This window comes from Arthrobacter sp. Soil762, from assembly GCF_001428335.1.
In the GTDB taxonomy this organism is placed as follows: domain Bacteria; phylum Actinomycetota; class Actinomycetes; order Actinomycetales; family Micrococcaceae; genus Arthrobacter.
On sequence record NZ_LMSG01000012.1, the window covers coordinates 466,010 to 485,163 of the forward strand.

Sequence of the window (19,154 nt, forward strand, 5' to 3'; positions counted from 1 at the left end):
GTCCGTCTATCCTTGAGCCATGGCCATTTCCCTCGCCACCCTGCTCGGCGTGCACTCCCTCCACCTGTCCAATGCGGGCCTTGCCGAGACCACCTGGCACGAGGACATCAACTGGGTTGCCGTCACGGAACTGGAGGACCCGCAGCGTTTCCTCAGCGGCGGCGAACTGGTGCTCACCACCGGCATGCGCCTGAAGTCCGCGCCCGAGCAGCGACGCTTCGTCCGGCAGGTCCAGCGCGCCGGAGCCGTGGGCATCGGGTTCGGGACAGGTCTGACGCACGACGCCGTCCCGCCGGCCCTGATTGCCGAGGCCAACCGCTGGGGGCTGCCGATCGTCCAGGTGCCTTACGAGACTCCGTTCATTGCCATCGGCAAGCTGGTGGCGGAAGCGCAGGCCGCTGATCATGTCGCCAAGCTGGAGCGCCTGATCGCGGGCCACCAGATCCTGGCCCGCGCCCTCCTCACCGGCGGTGGCCTCACCCAGCTCCTGAAGCATCTGGGCGGGATGCTGCGGACTGAGATTGCCCTCACCCAGTTCACCGCCCACCTGTACAACAGCGGCGCCGAGCTCCCCTCCGCCAACACGTGGGCGTCCTACCCCATCCCCACCGGCCGCCGCGATGCCTGCACGCTGTGGGTCCGCCAGCCGTTCGAGGATTCGGGCATCATCGGCTACGCCCAGAACCTGATCAGCGTGGAGCTGAACAACATGGTCAAGCAGCGCCAGGCCCAGCGCGCCCTGTGCGGCCAGGTGCTGGAGGACGTCATCCACGGGGCCCTGGAGACCAGCGAGGCCCAACGCCGGCTCGCCGGTGTGGGCCTTAACAGCACACGCAAAAACGTGGTGCTGCTGGCGGTGTCCGCCGCCCATCACAAGGCCTTGGTGAGCACCTCGGTGCCGCAGCCGCTGGAGAACGCGGTGGCCGCCGTCGTCGGGAAGGACCTGGTGGTGGTGATAAACGACGACGGCGGCGCGGCACCTGCGCTGGCCAGGCGCCTCAGCGACCACCTGGCTGAGGCCGGGATCCACGCCACGATCGGCATCGGCGGCGCGTACACCAAGCCGAACGGCCTGCGCTGGAGCTACTTCGAGGCCCGCGATGCGGCCAGCCATGGGCTGCCGGTGAACGAACCGGAACGGCTGAGCCTGACCTCCCTGCTGCTGGCCAGCGAAGACGTTCCCCTGGCCGACATGGCCCACGAGTCGCTGAACCCGCTGCGCGCGTTCGACGCCGCCCACGGTGCGGAACTGGTGACCACACTGGAAAGCTACCTGAACAACAACGGTTCCGTGGCTGCCGTCGCCGAAGCCCTGACCCTGCACCGGAACACCGTGCGGTACCGGCTGGCGCAAATCACCGAACTGACCGGCTACGATCCTTCGGTCACGGCGGACCGTGTGCAGCTGTGGCTGGCGCTCGCCGTGTCGCGGCTCGGAGCGCGGCAGGCCAGGTAGGCCCGCCCTAAATGACCTTCCCCCGGAGGACCTTGCGGGACTTCTTGCGTTCCTTCCAGTAGTCAACTTCGGCGTCGGCCGCGAGCTGGACCTGCCGGGTATGGAGCGTGACGTAGGCCGACGCGACGGCCTCGGGCACGTCCGGCGCCGCCGCCAGCTTGGCCAGCAGGTCCCGGGCCACCACGCTGTCGTGGAAATCGCCGAGGATCTGCTGCTGGCGGCGCGCGGCCGTGGCGATTTTCGTGGCGTGCTTGCCGTGGACCGGCTCCACGGACTCCGCCACGTGCCGCAGCCGCTTGGCGTCCTTGCGCACCTGGTGCAGCGCCGTCTCGTGCTCGGCTCCCCTGTGTGTCCGCTTGGCTGTCCTGGCTGCGCGCTCCAGCCTCTTGGCTGCCTTGGCCACCAGCTTGACCGCCGCCTTGCGGGCCGGGGCAGCACCCTCCGGCCGCACCGGCGGATGGTCACGGAAAGCCTCCAGGTCATCCAGGAGCCGGAAATACCGTTCGGAAAGCAGCGCCTTCTGGAGTTTCCGGTAGGCGGTGTTCAATCTGTTGCCGAGTTCATCGTCCAGCCGGTCCTTCACCGCCGAGGCCAGCCCCGGGTGCAGTTCGGCCGTGTGCCCACGCAGGCGAGCCAGCATCACTTCGGCGTCGCGAGGTGTTCCCAACACCCTGCCGAGCCACTTCAGCTCATCCCGGAGACGCCGTCCGGCCACGGCGCTGTAGAGCCGGCGGTACGCTGCGAGCGCGGAACGCGCCCGGCGGGTGGCCGACCGCAGGTCGTGCACAGCCTCGGGTTCCTCCAGGCGGACGCCGGGATCGTGCGCCAGGATCTCGCTGATCTGCTCAGCCAGGTAGGCGGTCAGGAGGTCCGACACAGGCCCCTTTTTGCCAGGACTTTTTGGGCCCGCAGCGGCACCGGACTCCCTGGCAGGCAGTGCCAGGACCTTTGCCAGCTTGGAGCCGTGCTTGGCCGGGAGCGCCCCGGCGGCCGCCAGGATTTCCTCAGCGGCCGGGAACAGTTCAGGACTCCCGTGCACCAGCTCGAGCTCCCATTCACGCCACTGCCGCGTCCGGGCCTCCCCCTCGGGCGCTGCGGCGTCACCCGCGCCGCCCGCAGCGCCGAGCAGCTCTGCGCTCACGCGGTCATCCGCCAGGTCCGCCAGATGGACACCGTCCTCGCCATATAACGCATAGGTGGTCCGCTGGGTTTTCAGCCGGACCACCGGGGCGGCATCCTCGCCACGGAGGTAGGCCAGCACGTGCGCCAACAGGCTGTCAGGAACGACGCCGGGCTGGCCCAGTGGGGCGTGCAACTCGCGGCGCCGCCGGGGTTCCGAGCCGGAGCCGCCGGCTGCGTCGCCAGACTCCTCGTCGAATCCGGGACCCTCCGCCGTCAGCTTCAGGTGCCAGCCGGCGTCGACTCCGCCGGTGCGGCGGCGAAGCGTGATGTCACGGGAGGCGAGCGTGTGACTTTGCGTGTCGAAGTACACCGCTTCCAGGGTGTCCACGTGCGGCTCCCCCACGCGGGTGACCCCGGGGATCTCAGCGAGCGCCGGCACCTCGGCGTCCGGACCAATGTCGTACTTCTTTTCGACCTCGATTGCCTGCGATGCCATGACCGGCCGTCCTTCCAAGTTGATGGGCGCCAGATCCAGCGGGACGAGGTCTTACGAGCCCGTGACTGAAATCCTGTGGCCCGAGTCTATGCCCGCAACATTAACGGCCACGAGAGGTTCACCACAGAACCCTAGACATCAAACGTCAAACGTCTAACCTTAAGACATGACTGTTGCCCCTTCAGATGCCCCGACGCGGTCCGACGCGCCGCCCAAACCGCGCTCCGCCGTCGTCTTCGGAGTCATTGCGCTGGTGCTGATTGGGCTGAACCTGCGGGCGGGGATCGCGGGCGCGTCTGCCCTCCTCCATGATTTTCAGCAGGTCCTGGGCTACGGACCGCTGGTGGCGGCGATCATTCCGTCCATCCCGACGCTCTGTTTTGCGGTGGCGGGCGCAGCGACGTCGTGGCTGACCGGACGGCTCGGCGTCGAGAAGGCCATCCTGCTGGCGCTTGGATTCCTGGCCGGCGGGCTGCTGCTCCGCGGGATCCCTGCAACGGGCATGCTGGTGGCGGGCACCGTGGTGGGGATGTCCGGCCTGGCGGTCTGCAACGTGGCCATGCCGTCATTCATCCGCGAGCATTTTGCCCACCGGACGTCGGCGATGACGGCGCTGTACACCGTCACCATGACCACCGGCGCCACCGTCACCGCGGTCGCCGTGGTCCCGCTGGCCCTGACGCTCGGCTCGCCGTCCGCCGCGGTGGGCGCGATCGGATTCCTGGCGGTTGCTGCCTTCCTGGGATTCCTGCCCGTCGTGCTGCATGCGCACCGCACCAGCGTCCGGAGCACGGCACCCCGCATCTCCCCGTGGCCCCTGCTGCGTACCCGGAAGGGCCAGCTGCTTACCGCCATTTTTGCCCTCCAGGCGCTGCTCGCCTACTCACTGATCAGCTGGTTCCCGTCCATGCTGATCAGCATGGGCCTCAGCCCAGCGGACAGCGGCCTGATGTACGGGCTGATGCAGCTGGTCTCCGTGCCTGCCGGCATGGTGCTGCTCGCCATCGGCTCGCGGCCCCGGAGGCTCCGGCCGGCGCTGTATCTGGTCAGCATCACCATGGTGGCCGGCCTGGCGTCACTGCTGGTGGTGCCGGTGGGCCTGGCCATCGTTCCAACCGTCCTGCTCGGCTTCGGCCTGGGCATTTTCCCGCTGGTGATGGTGATGATCAGCCGGAGCGGGACAAGCATCGCCGAGACCACAGCCCTGTCCACCCTGGCGCAGTCCACCGGCTACTTGCTGGCCACGGCGGGCCCGTTCGGCGCCGGCCTGCTGTTCAGCGGCACCGGCGGCTGGTCGCTTCCCGTGGCACTCCTGCTGGGCCTTGCCGTAGCCCAAGTGATGGTGGCCCACCTGATCTCACGTGCCCCCTTGTCCGGCCTGAAGAAGTAGGACGCCATGACCCTGAGCACCTCGCACCGCCAGCCCCTCGCCGACGAGGTCACCGCCAAACTCCGGCAGATGATCCACTCCGGCGAGTGGCCCCTTGACCAGCGCATCCCCGCCGAGCCGGAACTGATGCAGGGCCTGGGCGTCTCGCGCGGCACTTTGCGCGAGGCCATCAGGGCCCTGGCCCACAGCGGGATGCTGGAGGTCCGCCGGGGCGACGGCACCTACGTCCGCGCCACCAGCGAGATGTCCGGCGCCGCCCGGCGCATGTACCAGGACCACTCGGACGAACACATCCTCGAGGTCCGGCTGGGACTGGACACCCAGGCCGCGCGCCTGGCTGCCCGGAACGCAACGGCCGACGACGTCGCCGCCTTGCGTGCCGTGCTCGCCACCCGGGAAGTCGCGTGGAACGCCGCGGACTTCGAGGGTTGGGCCCGCGCGGACTGGGACTTCCACGCGCGTGTGGCCCAGGCCACCGGGAACCCGCTGCTGCACGAGCTCTACGTCAGTTTCGGCGACGTGTTCCACCAGGACCTGCTCAAACAGCAACGCAAGGGCCGGCTGGACGGCCTCACGTACGAGGGCCACGGCGCCCTGGTGGACGCGATCGAGGCCCACGACGCCGACGCCGCGGTGGCCAGCGTCAACCAGAACCTGAACACGTGCGCGGAGTGGCTGCGGGCGTAGGTTCTGGCCGTCGACGCGCAAAGCCATTTTCGAGGCGCAAAGTGGCTGGCGCACGTGGAATATCGAGTGCGCCAGCTCTTCTGCGCGTCGCAAGCACAGTTCCGCGTCGCAACAACAGCGCCCGACGACGGTCCGGCACCTGGGTGCCGAACCGCCGTCGGGCGTTACCGCGTCTTAGTACTGCTGCTACCGCTTAGGGGCGGAGGCCTTGGAACACGTTCTTGGGCCGCTGCATTTCGCCATGCTTGGCGCCAAGGATAATCACGGCCGCGGCGAAGGCGGGAATGGCCCATTGCAGCAACTTGAGCTGCTCCTGCGCTGACTTCAACTTGTCCGAGGCTCCCGGCCTGGGTTCGGTGGCGCCCTGGCTGCCCTGGTCCGCGAGCTTCTCCACCTTCTTGCCAAGGATGCCGGCGTAGAGCGTCACGGCGGCACCGGCAACCGTCACCGCCGTCTTGATGGCGGTGTCGCGCGCCACTCCGTCCTGCTTGGCGATGCGTCCCTTGTTCTCCCAGGCGATGGCGAGGTCAGCCACCAGGTGGGAGGCGAATGCCGCCGTCTGGATCGGAGCCCACTTCATCCAGCCTGCGCTCGAAAGACGGGTGCGTTCCGTCGGATCCTTGGCCTCCGCCGTCGCCCCGTTCAGACCGATGGCTCCCATCAGCGCGCCGCCGAACCATGCCGCAGCGCTCAGATCGTGAATGGACCGGGCAAAAAGATTTCCTGCCATGTTGTGGCTTCCTAACGTCGAACTTGCTTCCGAGATGCCGCTGGTGCGGTCTGTACTGTCCTTTGTCCCATCGAAGTCATGGTCGTGCCATCGTAAGCACACTTAGTAATATTGCGAAAGCCCGACTTTCAGCTGGGCTGCGCGTAATATCGTCGCCATGCGTGACGCACATGACCTGGCCGCGGGTGCAGGCACCTTGCGCGCCAGGAAGCCCGCGAACGGCTAACCATGGCAGACGGGGAATCGGCCATCGGCGAGGCGGCGGATGTCGTCGAGGAGGCGTCGGACACCAAGGCGCTGGATGTTGTGGCGCGTTCGGGTTTTGCCGTGATAGCACTTCTGCACATCAGCAGCTGAGTGAAGCCACCCTGCGCGCCCGGCACCTGCCCAGTGCGAAGCGCTGGGGAAAACTGATCTCGTCAGGATGCCTGACCGTTGCCTACGGAAGCGTGGGGCTCAGCTTCACAGGATTCGCCGTGGGAATTCGCGCGGACTCCGGAGACACCACCCGGGATGTCAGCACCGCCCTCCTGGACACACCGTTCGGGCTGCCCGTGCTGGTGGCGATGGGCCTGACCACGATGGGCGTGGGTGTCTAATTTGTGGCCAAGGGTGTCCGTCGGGGGTTCAAGGAGGAACCCTTCCGGTTCGAGGGCACCCGCCGCGGCAGGCTCATCGACTCCCTCGGCGTCACTGGGCACATGGCTAAAGGAATCGCCCTGAAGCTGGCCGGACTGCTGTTTGATATCGCCGCAGGGAAGCAGAGTCCCGAGGAATCCACCGGCCTGGACGGCAGCCTGAAGGCGCTCCGCGACCATGCGTTCGGCCCGCACCTGCTCGTCGCCATCGGGGCGGGCTTCATCTGCTACGGCCTGTTCGCGCTGGTCCGGGCCCGGTTTGGCAGGATGTAACCACCAAGGAAAAAGAAAGCCATGTCAACCGTGAGCCAACAGTTCAACTCCCCGGCCGAGGGCGTCTGGAACGCGTGATTGCCGGCGGGTGCCTAGCGGAACGCTGACACCCCAGTGATGTGGTTTCCAAGAATAAGGGTGTGCACTTCGTCTGTTCCCTCGTAGGTGCGGACAGATTCGAGATTGTTGGCATGCCGCAGCGGTGAATAGTCCAGGGTGATGCCGTTGCCTCCGAGAATGGTCCGCGCCTCCCGGCAGATGGCAATGGCTTCGCGCACGTTGTTCAGCTTGCCTACGGAGACCTGGACCGGCTCCAGCGCTCCCGCATCCTTCAGCCGGCCGGTGTGAATGGCCAGCAGCGTGCCCTTCTGGATTTCCAACAGCATGTTGACCAGCTTCTCCTGCGTAAGTTGGTAGCCGGCCAGCGGCTTGCCGAACTGCATTCGCTCCTGCGAGTAGCCCAAGGCGACTTCGTAGGCATCGCGGGCAGCACCCATGGCGCCCCAGATGATTCCGTAGCGCGCCTCGTTGAGGCAGGAAAAAGGCCCCCTGAGTCCCTGGGCTCCCGGCAGTATTGCCGTTCCCGGCAACCGCACGTCTTCGAGGGTGATGTCGCATTGGATCGAGGCCCGCATGGAGAGCTTCGATCCAATGGGGGTGGCGGTAAACCCGGCGGTGTCCGTGGGTACGATGAACCCGCGGATCCCGTCGTCGGTATTAGCCCAGATGACGGCAACCTGAGCCACGGATGCGAGGCCAATCCAGCGCTTTGCACCGTTGATGATCCATCCGCCATGGCCGTCCGGCCGGGCCACGGTGGCCATGCTGGCAGGATCCGAACCCGCGGTGGGTTCGGTAAGTCCGAAGCAGCCGATCACTTCACCGCGCGCCATCGGCGGCAGGTGCTCGTTCTTCTGCTCCTCGGATCCCCACTTATGGATGGCGGTCATGGCCAGGGATCCCTGGACGCTGACGAAGGTTCGCAGGCCGGAATCGCCGGCCTCCAGCTCCATCGCGGCGAGGCCGTATTCGACGGCGGTCCGGCCGGGACATCCGTACCCTTCCAGATGCATGCCCAGGACGCCCAGCTCTCCCAGCTCAGGTACTAGGTCCAGCGGAAAATGGGCGTCTTCGTACCAGGCGTTGATGTTGGGCCGAATGCGCTCTGCCACAAAATCGCGGACTTCTCTGCGCAGTGCCAGCTCGTCAGTGGTCAGCAAACTGTCCAGGTTGAGGACGTCATCGTTCAGCGTTACGGTCGCAGCTGTGGTCACAGAATTCTCCTGGGGTGGGGCGGCAACCCGGTCGACTCCGGGTAGCCAGCGAGTGCTCACCACTGTGCCAGCCGAATTACTGCAGATCCAATACTTAATGGGACATCGACTGATACCGCGAAGTCATGAATCGGGTGACGCCCCGGGTGTCGGCAGCACTTCTTCCGAGAGCCTGAGCACTTCGCGCAGCGCGGGGCTGTTATTGTCTTTGCGCCAGGCCAGCCTCAGCTGGATGGGTTCTACGGGGTCGTCCAGCGGCAGGAACACCACCCCTGGGTATTGGAAATTATCCGGAACCGAGGAAACTGTCAGCGCCACTCCGATTTCTGCGGCCACAAGTGCCATCAGCGTCTGGGAATCCGGTGCCATATGCACTATTGCCGGAGCGTAGCCGGCGCCATTGGCCAGGAGGTGGAGAAAGTCGTGCAGGATGGCTCCCGGGTGCTGGGGCAGCGTGACAAAGGGCTGTCCCTCCAGGTCAGACATCAGCAGCGAAGTACGGTGGCTCAGCGGGTGCCCCTCATGCAGGGCAATGACCAGCCGTTCGTTGGCCACGATCCGTGATTCTAGGGCTGCCGGAATGAAGTTCCACCGGCCGAGTCCAACTTCCATGGCGCCGCTGATCACCTTGTCCATGGCCGGCAACGCGAAATTTGAACTGTAGAGCTGAAACTCGATGCCGGGATGGGTCTCCCGGACGAGCTTGGCGAGTTTGCCAATCAAAACGTGCGATGAAACTCCTGCGAACGCCACCCGCACGCGTCCCGTTTCACCCTTGCCCACCGATGCCACCGCAACGGCGGATCTCCGGCAGGCATCCAGGATGTCCCGGGCGGGTGCCAGCAGGGCCTCGCCTGCCGCCGTCAGATGGACGGTCCGGGTGCTGCGGATAAAAAGCGGGGCCTTAAGCTCGTGCTCCAGCCGCTGGATCGCGCGACTCAGGGGCGGCTGCGCCATGTGCAGTTTCGCTGCGGCTCTGCCAAAGTGCAGCTCTTCGGCGACGGCAAGGAAGGCCCGGATTTGGTGCAATTCCACTGCCTGGCTAGCTCCGGGCCCGGCAAACGACATTGTTCATGTGCCCAACATACCCAACAGTCCGCCGTCGTCGTAATGACTCTGGGGTATCAATCCAACACCGCATGTGTATTGGACGTGCATCAATAGTCTTGCGAGGGTTAGGTGACGTAGACCACACACCGGAGGAGACAGATGAAACAGCCGATCACCGACCCAACGAGCCGCGAAGGTGCGGGCCGTGGCGGCTCGCGAAGCAGACGGGGAGTTGATGAGGTTTTCGGCCGCTCAGGTTCCGGTCCGCTCAGCGGGATCGTCATCGCGGATTTCAGCCGCGTGCTGGCAGGCCCCTACGCCACCATGCTCCTGGCAGACATGGGGGCAACAGTGATCAAAGTCGAGGGCCCGGACGGTGATGACACTCGCACCTACATGCCACCGGTACGCGATGGTGAAGCCACCTTCTTCCTCTCCGTAAACCGCAACAAGCACTCCATTGCCCTTGACCTGAAGGACCTCAAAGACCTTGAGGTTGCACGGGATCTGGTGAGGGCCTCGGATGTGATGATTGAAAACTTCAAGCCCGGAAATATGGAACGGCTTGGGCTGGACTATGCCACAGCGGCGGAGCTGAACCCGGAGATCATCTACACGTCGATTACCGGCTTCGGCACTGGTGCCGGAGCCCACATCCCCGGCTACGACCTGCTGGTGCAGGCAGCCTCGGGCATGATGAGCCTCACCGGGGATCAGGACACGCAACCGTTTCGTGCTGGAGTGGCTCTCTTCGACGTCATCACGGGCCTGCACGCGGCTATCGGAATCCTGGGCGCCCTGCACCACAAGGACCAGACAGGCGAAGGCCAACTCGTGGAACTGAACCTCCTGAACTCCGCCCTTTCCGGCATGGTGAACCAGTCCGCGGCCTACGTCACAGGAGGCGTGGTGCCGACCCGGATGGGAAATGAGCACCCCAGCATGTACCCGTACGCGCCTATGCAGACGGGCGACGGCATGATCATCATCGCGACCGGCAATGACGCCCAGTTCGCGAGACTCTGTGCAGCGTTGGCAATGCCGGAAGTGGCCACGGACCCGAAGTTCACCAAGACGCTGCAGCGTAATGCCAACCGGGACGAGCTCCGCGACATGCTCCACAGCCGGCTGGCCTCCCAGTCTGCCGATCAGTGGTTCACGCAGCTCTCCGAGGCAGGGCTGCCGTGTGCCCCCATCCAGGATGTTCGCGGCGGCATCGAATTTGCCGAGCGGCTCGGCCTGGAGCCGGTGGTATTGGCGGGTACGGGATCGCGCAAGATCCCAACGGTCCGGCATCCAGTGGCCTACTCCCGGACACCCGTTGACTATGAGCTGGCGCCGCCGGAGCTGAACAACGGCTCGGAACTGGTCCGCGGCTGGCTCCAGTCTCAGAAAGCCCTGGCCCATGCCTGAACCGTTCCGAACGATGGTCTCCCCGCGCTGGTCTGACCAGGATCTCAACGGCCACGTTAACCATGCCGCCGTCGTCACACTCCTGGAGGAATCGAGGATTCGCTGGCGATCGGGCCTGCCGGGGCATCCGTGGCCGGCGGGCGCTCCCACAGTGGTGGCCGCGCTCGAGCTGAACTACCGCAGACCCGTGACCCATGGCGAGGACCTCACCGTGGACCTTTGGGTTACCAGGATCGGTTCGTCTTCCTTCACCCTCAACTGCGAAGCCAGGCAAAACGGCCTGCTTGCTGTCGACGGACGTACAGTTCTCGTTTCGGTCATCCCGCGAACCGGAGCTCCGCGGCCGCTTGAGGAACCGGAACGGCGTTGGCTTGAAAACTTCCAAACGGAAGCGCACCACCATTCCACCCGCAATCCAATGGAGCAGATGTGATCACACCAGACCAAGCCGACATCGGCACGGATTTCTACCTTATGGACGAGTTCCTCACCGCCGAAGAGCGCGAGCTGAGGGGCAGGGTCCGGAATTTTGTGGACAAGGATCTGCTGCCTGTCATCAATGGCTACTGGGAACGGGCTGAGTTCCCGTTCGAACTCATTCCCAAACTGGCGGCGCTCGGAATCATCGGGTCCACCATCCAGGGCTTCGGCTGCCCGGGGCTGAGCCGGCTCGCCGCAGGTATGGTGGCCACCGAAATTTCACGCGGTGACGGGTCAGTTAACACCTTCCTTGGCGTCCAGTCCGGTCTGGCCATGGGCACCATCAACATGCTGGGCAGCCAGGAACAGAAGGAGCGCTGGCTCCCGGAAATGGCTGCGCTGGGAAAGATCGGCGCCTTCGCGCTGACCGAACCGGACCATGGGTCAGATTCGGTGGCTCTGGAAACGAGCGCCCGGCGTGACGGCGACAGCTACATCATCTCCGGGCGCAAACGCTGGATCGGAAACGCCAGCATGGCCGACGTCGTGATTATTTTTGCCCGCGATGAGGACGACTCGAAGGTCAAGGCCTTTGTGATGGAAAGGAACGACGACGGCACGTACCCTGCGGGGTACAGCACCGAGGTGATCACCGGCAAGATCGGCAAGCGCGCCATCCTGCAGCCGGACATCACCCTGGACAACGTCAGGGTGCCCGCGCGGAACCGGCTCACTGAATGCCACTCCTTCAAGGACGTGACCCGGGTGCTGACGTCCACCCGCAGCGGGGCCTCCTGGGAATCGCTCGGTCACGCAATTGCGGCCTACGAAGCGGCCGTGGCGTACTCAAAATCCCGACAGCAGTTCGGCCGGCCGATCGCCAGTTTCCAGCTCGTGCAGAACAAACTGGCCAACATGCTGGCTGAGCTCACCGCCATGCAGCTGATCTGCTTTCGGTTGGCGGTGCTGGCCGAGGACGGCCGCATGACCGGCCCGATGGCCTCGCTGGCCAAGATGCACACGGCACAAAAGGCACGGTGGATCTGCTCGGAAGCAAGGGACATGCTGGGCGGAAACGGCGTGCTGCTGGAAAACCACGTGGCGCGGCATATGACGGACATGGAAGTGGTCTCCACGTACGAGGGCACCGATTCCATCCAGTCCCTCCTGGTGGGCCGTGAAATCACCGGGATCTCAGCCTTCAGCTAGGCCCCGGACCAAAACGCAAACGAAGGAAAAGCCATGAGCAGATTCAAGAACAGGGTGGCGATTGTCACCGGCGGCGCGCAGGGAATCGGCGCCGCCACCGCACTGAGGCTCGCCACCGAGGGCGCAACCGTCGTGGTCCTGGACCTCAACGCGGACGGCGCCAAGGCAACAGCGCAACAGATTTCCGCCCACCGCGAGGTGGTGACAGCGGGCGGCCAGGCCGTTGCCGCCGTCTGCGACGTCACGGATGAACCCGCCGTTGATCGTGTTTTCGAAGAAATCCACAACGAGTTCGGCCGCCTGGACATCCTGGTGAACAATGCCGGCATCACGCGCGACAATCTCTTCTTCAAGATGAACCTCAGCGAATGGGACGCCGTGGTCACCACGAACCTGACCAGCGCCTACCTCTGCTCCCGGGCCGCGCAGCGTTACATGGTGCCGGCAAAATACGGCAAGATCGTCTGCCTGAGCAGCCGCAGCGCACTGGGAAACCGCGGACAGGCCAACTATGCCGCGGCCAAGGCCGGCATCCAGGGACTGACGTCCACGCTTGCCATTGAGCTGGGCCCGTTCAGCATCAATGTCAACGCGGTGGCCCCCGGCTACATTGCCACGTCCATGACCGCGGCAACGGCGGAGCGCCTGGGGAGCAGCCCTGCCCAGCACCAGGAAGAGGTGGCCGCCCGGACTCCCCTGGGACGCGTCGGCCAGCCCGAGGAGATAGCGTCCGCCGTCGCCTTCTTTGCCAGCGACGACTCCTCCTACGTTTCGGGGCAGACCCTCTATATCAATGGCGGTGCCCGCTGATGACGGAAGCCTTTCTCGTCGGCGGCGCCCGCACGCCTGTCGGCCGCTACGGAGGCGCCCTCGCCGCAGTCCGGCCGGACGATCTGGCCGCCCTGGTGCTTCGGTCGGCCGTCGCCAGGGCTGGATTGGATGCGTCGTGCGTCGATGAAGTCATCCTCGGCTGTGTGAACCAGGCGGGAGAGGACAACAGGAACGTCGCCCGGATGGCCGTGCTGCTGGCCGGATTCCCGGACACCGTCCCCGCTGTGACCGTCAATCGTCTCTGCGCCTCCGGACTGACCGCCATCAGCATGGCCGCCCAGTCTGTGCGCAACGGTGACGCAGACATCGTGGTGGCGGGCGGTGTGGAATCCATGACCCGGGCACCCTGGGTGCTGGCCAAACCAGAGAAGCCCTTCGCCAAACCCGGTGAACTCGCGGATACCTCCATCGGTGCACGGTTCGTCAATCCGCGGATGAAGGAGCGGCCCAACGCCACCATGACGATGCCGGAAACAGCTGAGGAAGTGGCGGCACGGGAGCGCATCTCCCGGGCGGACGCGGACGCCTTTGCGTTGCGCTCGCATGACCGGGCGCTCGCCGCCATCGACGCCGGCCGGTTCCGGGACGAGATTGTGCCTGTACCCGTTTCTGGCCACCGGAGTGGGCCGTCGCTGGTTGATACGGATGAGGGGCCGCGGCGCGGTTCCGGTTTGGACGCGCTCTCCGCGCTGCGGCCGATTGTGAAGCCTGGCGGCATTGTGACGGCCGGGAATTCGAGTTCCCTCAACGATGGCGCGTCGGCCATTGTGGTGGCCAGTGGCGAGGCTGTTGCGCGCTGGGGGCTGACGCCGCGGGCAAGGATAGTCACCAGCCAGGTGGCTGGCGTTGCCCCGGAAGTGATGGGCATCGGGCCGGTACCGGCAACGCAGAAAGCACTGGCGAAGGCGGGCTGGACGCTTGACGGTATTGGCGCCGTCGAACTCAATGAGGCTTTCGCCTCCCAGTCATTGGCCTGCATACGTCTGCTGGGACTTGATGAAGGAACTGTAAATAACGACGGCGGCGCGATCGCTTTGGGGCACGCGCTGGGTTCCTCGGGATCACGGATCGTGGTCACGCTGCTGGGCCGGATGGAACGCGAAGGCTCGTCCCGGGGCCTGGCCACGATGTGCGTGGGCCTTGGCCAGGGCGTGGCCATGCTGCTGGAAAGGGTATGAGATGAGGATTTTCGAGAACGCCGCGGAGCTTGAGGATGCGGCGGGCCAGGAGCTCGGCGTGAGCGGCTGGCACCAGCTGCAACAGGAACAGATCCAGGCGTTTGCGGACGCCACGCTGGACCATCAGTGGATACACGTTGATGCGGAGCGCGCAGCCAGCGGACCCTTCGGCGCCACGGTGGCACACGGGTACCTGAGCCTGTCGATGCTTCCGTATCTCGCGGCCCAGGTGTACAGAGTCCAGGGCGCGGCGATGGTGATCAACTACGGGCTGAACAAAGTCAGGTTCCCGGCTCCGGCCACGGTCAATTCGCGTATCCGGGACCGGCTCACGTTGAATTCCGTGACCGCCACCGAGCATGGGCGGCAGCTGGTCTTCCTGCATGAGATCGACCTTGAAGGCTCGGCCAAACCTGCCTGCATCGCGGAGACCGTTGCCCTGCTGAGGAGCTGACCCGCCAGCAGGACCGCAAGACATTTACTGCCCGCTAGGTGGATTTTCCCCTCGCCCGGGCCACATCCGAACAATGACGTTACGGCAGAGCCTGTTAACTGGCTCGTCGCTAAGGAGAACCTTCGTGGCTACAGAAAACCTGCAGTTAGAAAATGCGGCCTCACCACCGCAGACCACCGTCCAAGAACCGAACGTGCCTCCGGCTGAACTTCGCCGCACCTCCATCTCCTCGTGGCTTGGCTCGGCACTGGAGTACATGGACTTCACGCTCTACACGCTGGCGGCTGCCTTGGTTTTCGGGCCGCTGTTCTTTCCGAACGCGGACCCGGCCATGGCGCTACTGGCCAGTTTTGCAGCCTACGGTTCAGGATTCCTGGTCAGGCCCCTGGGCGGCATTTACTTCGGCTATCTGGGTGACAGGTACGGCCGGAAGTTCGTCCTGATCATCACGCTGGCCATGATGGGGGTGGCCACCCTGGGCATGGGCCTGTTGCCAACGTACGCCCAGATCGGCGTCGGGGCGCCGATCATGCTGGTGTTGCTGCGCTTGATCCAAGGGTTCGGTGCGGGCGCGGAGCTCTCCGGCGCGTCGCTGCTGTTGGTGGAGTCCGCACCCAACGGACGCCGCGGCTTTTACGGTGCTGTGGTGGCCATGGGGACCGCCACCGGTGTCCTGCTGGCCAGCTCCATGTGGCTGTTACTTTCACAACTGCCCAAAGACCAGTTCCTGAGCTGGGGCTGGCGCATTCCGTTCCTGCTGAGCATCGTCACTACCCTGATGGCTCTGTACCTGCGGCGCTCCATCAGTGAATCCCCGGTCTTCGAGAAAATCAAGGAACGCAGGGCGGCGCTGCGTGCGGAAGAAAATCAGCAGGGCGTGTGGCGGGATGTGGCCGATGCCCGTAAACCGTTTCTCGTGTCTTTGGGCATCAAGCTGGGTGAGAACGGCTCGGTGTACCTGGTGAAGGGCTTCCTGATCGGCTGGACCGTGTCTGTGGTCAAGATGGACGCCAACGTCGTCACCACGGGCGTCATGCTCGGTTCGATAATGGGCATCGCCACGGTCCTGCTGACAGGCAAGCTCACGGACAGGTTCGGCCGCAGAAAAGTATGGCTATGGCTTTCAGCGTTCCAGTTTGCGTTCACTATTCCGGCCATGCTCCTCATTGAAACCCGGAACCCCGTACTGGTGGCGCTGGTGTTCGTGATCTACATTGGCGGCCCCATTCCCAATATGTACGGCGTTGAGTCCACCTGGCTGGTGGAAATGTTCGGTTCCAAGCGCAGGTTCTCCTTCATGACCACAGTCAAGGAAGTGGGATCAGTGCTCTCCGGCGGGCTTGGCCCCATCATTGCCGCCGCTGTGGTGGCCGCCACCGGCCCCGGCTGGCTTCCGGTTGCCGCCATACTCATGAGCTACGCCGCCATCGGCTGGATTTCCGGGTACTTTGCACCCGAAACCAGAGGGCGGGACCTCAACTCGGAAGCGGACGCCTGCTGACGCCGTCGACGGTTAAACGAAGCAGCGCGTGGCCGGTGTGGCCCCGCGCTGCTTGCTTGTTCAGAAACTAGACGTTCGCGGCGACGCCGTCGCGGGAGATGGCCACCATGTCCTCGCGCGGCACCACCTTGATGCGCTCACGCTTGACCTCAACACCGTGCGATCCGCCGGCCTCCGTGGCCGCGGCACCAAGGGCGAGCTCGTGCGCGTCCAGGGCCAGCCAGCCTTCCCAGCTGGTGAACTTCACGCCGCGGGCGTCGAGGAGGTCGACGACGGCATCCGCCTCGGGAACTGCGGCGACCGGAAGGTTTTCGCGGTCTTCCAGCAGGTACGTCACGGTCTCGAGGGCGTCGCCCTTGGTGTGGCCGATGAGGCCGACCGGTCCGCGCTTGATCCAGCCGGTGGCGTAGATGCCCGGCACGTGGGTGCCGGCGGCGTCCAGGACGCGGCCGCCGTCGTTCGGTACTACGCCCTTCTTGTGGTCGAACTCGATCTCCGGCAGCGCCGAGCCGAAGTAGCCGATCGAGCGGTAGACCGCCTGGACCGGGTAGTCCACGAATTCGCCGGTGCCGCGGGCGTTACCCGTACCGTCCAGCTCGGTGCGCTCGAACTTCATGCCGGCAACCTTGCCCGGCGTTGCGGCGTCGTCGTAAATTTCCACCGGGCTGTGCAGGAAGTGCAGGTGCAGGCGGCGGGAGGCGGTCAGCTCGGAGAGGTCCTCGGGCTGCTCGGCGATCCAGTTGGTGAGCGTGCCCACCATGGTCTTGACCTGGTTGTTGCTCTGGATCAGCCGGTCCGATTCCTCATCGAACTCGAAGTCCTCGGCGTAGAGGATGATGTCCACGTCCTTGGAGTGGGACAGCTCGCGGAGCTCCAGCGGGGTGAACTTCACCTGGGCCGGGCCGCGGCGGCCAAAGACGTGCACGTCCGTGACCGGGGAGTTCTTCAGGCCGGCGTAGACGTTGTCCGGGATTTCGGAAACCAGCAGGTCGTCGGCGTGCTTGGAGAGCATACGGGCCACGTCCAGCGCCACGTTGCCGTTGCCGATCACGGCGATTTCCGTGGCGTCCAGCGGCCATTCACGGGAGACGTCCGGGTGGCCGTCGTACCAGGAGACGAAGTCGGCGCCGCCGTAGGAGCCGTCCAGCTCGACGCCCGGGATGTTCAGGTCCGCGTCCTTGATGGCGCCGGTCGCGAAGATAACGGCGTCGTAGTGGGTGCGGAGGTCCTCGATGGAGATGTCCGTGCCGTAGTCCACGTTGCCGAAGAAGCGGATGTCGCCGCGGTCCAGGACCTTGTGCAGGGCGTTGACGATGCCCTTAATGCGCGGGTGGTCCGGGGCCACGCCGTAGCGGATCAGGCCGTAGGGTGCCGGGTAGCGGTCGAAGAGGTCGATGCTCACGGTCAGCTCGCCGCTCTTGACGGCTTCGCTCTTGGTGAGGATGTCCGCGGCGTAGACGCCGGCCGGGCCGGAGCCCACAACGGCAACGCGCAGCGGACGCTCGGCAGATCCTACGGAGGTGCTTGATGACACGGCTGTGTTCCTTTATCTTCTGCATCGGTTGCTCCGTAGGTGCCCTTTTGAGGCTTCATAAGGGCAGTTGCGGAGCAATCGATGGGTTTCAGGGGGCTAAACGTGGGTGGCTAGGTGGTGAGGGCTCTTGCGGTAGTGCTGGCTCTTGCGGTGGCGCGGGGGCTGTTCGGGGTGGTGGTGCTGTAGTCCGCTGTCCTGAAGTGCGACGGCGCGAACGGGCTGACGCGGACAACGTCGCCGATCACAATCACGGCAGGATTTGCGACGCCGGTGGCTTCCGCCTGGTCGGCGATGGAACCGAGCGTGCCGATCGTCACGCGCTGATTCGGCAGATAGCCGTTCTCAACGATGCCAACTGGAGTGTCCTGAGGCAAACCGGCGCCGGCCAGGGCAGCGGCGGAGTCGCGAAGTGCGGCCACGCCCATCAGCAGGATGATGGTGTGGTCTGCCCGGGCGGGGACCTCGGACAGCTCTTCATGGCCGGTGACCACGCTGAAGCCCTTGGCCAGGCCGCGGTGAGTGACGGGGATGCCGGCGGCGGCCGGGACAGAGATCGCGGACGTGACGCCGGAGACCACTTCAACCTCGACGCCGTGCTGCCGGCAGTATTCGGCTTCCTCGCCGCCGCGGCCCAGGACGTACGGGTCGCCGCCCTTGAGCCGGACCACGCGGTGCCCCTTCAAGGCTTCGTCCACAAGGATGCGGTTGATCTCGGACTGCGGCACGGGATGGTGGCCGGGGGTCTTGCCCACTTCGATCACGCGGACGTCGGGGGCAAGTTCGTTGAGCAGTTCGCGCGGGCCGAGGCGGTCTGCCACCACGACGTCGGCCTGGCCGAGCAGCCGGCGGCCGCGGACGGTGATGAGGCCGGTGTCGCCGGGCCCGCCACCCACAAGGGCGACGGAGCCCGCAGACGCACGACGGCGGCGCAGCGGAAGGTCGCCGGTTTCCAGTGCGGTGGCGACGGCGTCGCGCAGGGCCATGGCGCGGCGCGGGTCTCCCCCGGCGTTCACGGCGATCTGCACGTCATCAACCACGGCGACGGCGGGCGTCCAGGCGGCCGAGGCTTCGTGGTCGGAGGCGTTGACGCACCAGATGCGCTGCGCCTCGGCGTCTTCCGAGACTTGGGTGTCCACGGCGGGATCGCCGGTGGCCGTCTGGACGAACCAGACGCCGTCGACGTCGGACGGAAGGTAAGTGCGCCGCTCCCAGGTGAGGAGGCCGGCGTCGGCCAGTTCGCGGAGCGCGGCGGAGGCAACGGGAGCCACGACGGTGACCCGGGCACCGGCGTCGAGCAGACCCTTGGCGCGGCGGGCAGCCACGGGGCCGCCGCCCACCACCAACACGGGGCGGCCGAGCAGCCGCAGTGCTGTGGGGTAAATATCCTGAATTGCCATGAATCAACGGTAGGGCCGCGCAGTTTCCCCAACAACGGCCGTGGAAACACCAGTTCACGTAAGGTAACCCTGCGTCACATTCTGTGCAGTTCCGGTCCGGT

Annotated in this window: 16 protein-coding genes and 1 pseudogene; 11 read left to right on the forward strand and 6 right to left on the reverse strand. The window is 65.5% G+C overall.

The annotated features are described in order from the left end of the window. Positions 1-19: 19 nt before the first annotated feature. Positions 20-1,456: a PucR family transcriptional regulator gene (locus ASG77_RS10220; protein ID WP_056344706.1), complete on the forward strand. Its 1,437-nt coding sequence runs from the start codon at positions 20-22 to the stop codon at positions 1,454-1,456. 7 nt (positions 1,457-1,463) lie between these two features. Here the strand turns inward: ASG77_RS10220 and ASG77_RS10225 are convergent, their stop codons facing one another. Further along, on the reverse strand, positions 1,464-3,074 hold the full coding sequence (locus tag ASG77_RS10225) for a CYTH and CHAD domain-containing protein (RefSeq protein WP_056344709.1): 1,611 nt from the start codon (positions 3,072-3,074) through the stop codon (positions 1,464-1,466). A gap of 166 nt (positions 3,075-3,240) precedes the next feature. On the opposite strand from ASG77_RS10225, the gene ASG77_RS10230 reads away from it, so the two are divergent. Together ASG77_RS10230 and ASG77_RS10235 are read left to right on the forward strand one after the other, a co-directional pair. Further along, the gene (locus tag ASG77_RS10230; protein ID WP_056344712.1) at positions 3,241-4,464 is read left to right on the forward strand and encodes an MFS transporter; all 1,224 of its coding nucleotides are present in this window, start codon (positions 3,241-3,243) and stop codon (positions 4,462-4,464) included. 6 nt (positions 4,465-4,470) lie between these two features. Next, complete coding sequence (locus tag ASG77_RS10235) at positions 4,471-5,151, forward strand: FadR/GntR family transcriptional regulator (RefSeq protein ID WP_056344716.1); 681 nt, start codon at positions 4,471-4,473, stop codon at positions 5,149-5,151. Positions 5,152-5,344: 193 nt separating this feature from the next. Here the strand turns inward: ASG77_RS10235 and ASG77_RS10240 are convergent, their stop codons facing one another. Further along, positions 5,345-5,881 (reverse strand): hypothetical protein, encoded by a 537-nt coding sequence (locus ASG77_RS10240; RefSeq protein ID WP_056344718.1) that lies wholly within the window; start codon positions 5,879-5,881, stop codon positions 5,345-5,347. A gap of 228 nt (positions 5,882-6,109) precedes the next feature. On the opposite strand from ASG77_RS10240, the pseudogene ASG77_RS10245 reads away from it, so the two are divergent. Continuing rightward, a pseudogene (locus ASG77_RS10245) lies at positions 6,110-6,792 on the forward strand (DUF1206 domain-containing protein). Positions 6,793-6,884: 92 nt separating this feature from the next. Here ASG77_RS10245 and ASG77_RS10250 read toward each other — a convergent pair. After that, the gene (locus ASG77_RS10250) at positions 6,885-8,066 is read right to left on the reverse strand and encodes an acyl-CoA dehydrogenase family protein (protein WP_056344721.1); all 1,182 of its coding nucleotides are present in this window, start codon (positions 8,064-8,066) and stop codon (positions 6,885-6,887) included. A 123-nt stretch (positions 8,067-8,189) separates the two neighbouring features. After that, positions 8,190-9,101, reverse strand: coding sequence for a LysR substrate-binding domain-containing protein (locus tag ASG77_RS10255; RefSeq protein WP_056345189.1), 912 nt, complete (start codon positions 9,099-9,101; stop codon positions 8,190-8,192). A gap of 174 nt (positions 9,102-9,275) precedes the next feature. Here ASG77_RS10255 and ASG77_RS10260 point away from each other — a divergent pair, with 174 nt between their 5' ends. The 7 genes from ASG77_RS10260 to ASG77_RS10290 all read left to right on the forward strand — a co-directional run bounded on the left by ASG77_RS10260 (position 9,276) and on the right by ASG77_RS10290 (position 16,122). Next, positions 9,276-10,529 carry a CaiB/BaiF CoA transferase family protein gene (locus ASG77_RS10260; RefSeq protein ID WP_082575937.1) on the forward strand — a complete coding sequence of 418 codons (1,254 nt, stop codon included), beginning with the start codon at positions 9,276-9,278 and terminating at the stop codon, positions 10,527-10,529. Continuing rightward, complete coding sequence (locus ASG77_RS10265) at positions 10,522-10,962, forward strand: acyl-CoA thioesterase (protein ID WP_056344724.1); 441 nt, start codon at positions 10,522-10,524, stop codon at positions 10,960-10,962. Before ASG77_RS10260 ends, ASG77_RS10265 begins: the two co-directional genes overlap by 8 nt. Positions 10,963-11,003: 41 nt before the next feature. Next, positions 11,004-12,158, forward strand: coding sequence for an acyl-CoA dehydrogenase family protein (locus ASG77_RS10270; RefSeq protein WP_082575967.1), 1,155 nt, complete (start codon positions 11,004-11,006; stop codon positions 12,156-12,158). A gap of 33 nt (positions 12,159-12,191) precedes the next feature. Beyond that, complete coding sequence (gene fabG, locus ASG77_RS10275; RefSeq protein WP_056344730.1) at positions 12,192-12,968, forward strand: 3-oxoacyl-ACP reductase FabG; 777 nt, start codon at positions 12,192-12,194, stop codon at positions 12,966-12,968. Next, positions 12,968-14,167, forward strand: coding sequence for a thiolase family protein (locus ASG77_RS10280; RefSeq protein ID WP_056344733.1), 1,200 nt, complete (start codon positions 12,968-12,970; stop codon positions 14,165-14,167). The genes fabG and ASG77_RS10280 overlap by 1 nt, the downstream gene beginning before the upstream one ends. A gap of 1 nt (position 14,168) precedes the next feature. Continuing rightward, the gene (locus ASG77_RS10285) at positions 14,169-14,621 is read left to right on the forward strand and encodes a MaoC family dehydratase (RefSeq protein ID WP_056344735.1); all 453 of its coding nucleotides are present in this window, start codon (positions 14,169-14,171) and stop codon (positions 14,619-14,621) included. Positions 14,622-14,745: 124 nt separating this feature from the next. After that, a complete protein-coding gene (locus ASG77_RS10290; RefSeq protein ID WP_056344740.1) occupies positions 14,746-16,122 on the forward strand; it encodes an MFS transporter in 1,377 nt (458 codons plus the stop codon). A 67-nt stretch (positions 16,123-16,189) separates the two neighbouring features. Here the strand turns inward: ASG77_RS10290 and ASG77_RS10295 are convergent, their stop codons facing one another. Further along, positions 16,190-17,656, reverse strand: a complete 1,467-nt coding sequence (locus tag ASG77_RS10295) for an FAD-dependent oxidoreductase (RefSeq protein ID WP_056344743.1) — start codon at positions 17,654-17,656, stop codon at positions 16,190-16,192. Positions 17,657-17,766: 110 nt separating this feature from the next. Continuing rightward, a complete protein-coding gene (cobA, locus tag ASG77_RS10300) occupies positions 17,767-19,053 on the reverse strand; it encodes a uroporphyrinogen-III C-methyltransferase (RefSeq protein ID WP_056344746.1) in 1,287 nt (428 codons plus the stop codon). Positions 19,054-19,154: the final 101 nt, after the last annotated feature.

Coding starts and splice junctions, on each gene's coding strand:
- fabG (WP_056344730.1), top strand. CDS start 12,192: ATGAGCAGATTCAAGAACAGGGTGGCGATTGTCACCGGCGGCGCGCAG.
- ASG77_RS10225 (WP_056344709.1), bottom strand. CDS start 3,074: ATGGCATCGCAGGCAATCGAGGTCGAAAAGAAGTACGACATTGGTCCG.
- ASG77_RS10265 (WP_056344724.1), top strand. CDS start 10,522: ATGCCTGAACCGTTCCGAACGATGGTCTCCCCGCGCTGGTCTGACCAG.
- ASG77_RS10260 (WP_082575937.1), top strand. CDS start 9,276: ATGAAACAGCCGATCACCGACCCAACGAGCCGCGAAGGTGCGGGCCGT.
- ASG77_RS10280 (WP_056344733.1), top strand. CDS start 12,968: ATGACGGAAGCCTTTCTCGTCGGCGGCGCCCGCACGCCTGTCGGCCGC.
- ASG77_RS10285 (WP_056344735.1), top strand. CDS start 14,169: ATGAGGATTTTCGAGAACGCCGCGGAGCTTGAGGATGCGGCGGGCCAG.
- ASG77_RS10220 (WP_056344706.1), top strand. CDS start 20: ATGGCCATTTCCCTCGCCACCCTGCTCGGCGTGCACTCCCTCCACCTG.
- ASG77_RS10270 (WP_082575967.1), top strand. CDS start 11,004: ATGGACGAGTTCCTCACCGCCGAAGAGCGCGAGCTGAGGGGCAGGGTC.
- cobA (WP_056344746.1), bottom strand. CDS start 19,053: ATGGCAATTCAGGATATTTACCCCACAGCACTGCGGCTGCTCGGCCGC.
- ASG77_RS10230 (WP_056344712.1), top strand. CDS start 3,241: ATGACTGTTGCCCCTTCAGATGCCCCGACGCGGTCCGACGCGCCGCCC.
- ASG77_RS10240 (WP_056344718.1), bottom strand. CDS start 5,881: ATGGCAGGAAATCTTTTTGCCCGGTCCATTCACGATCTGAGCGCTGCG.
- ASG77_RS10235 (WP_056344716.1), top strand. CDS start 4,471: ATGACCCTGAGCACCTCGCACCGCCAGCCCCTCGCCGACGAGGTCACC.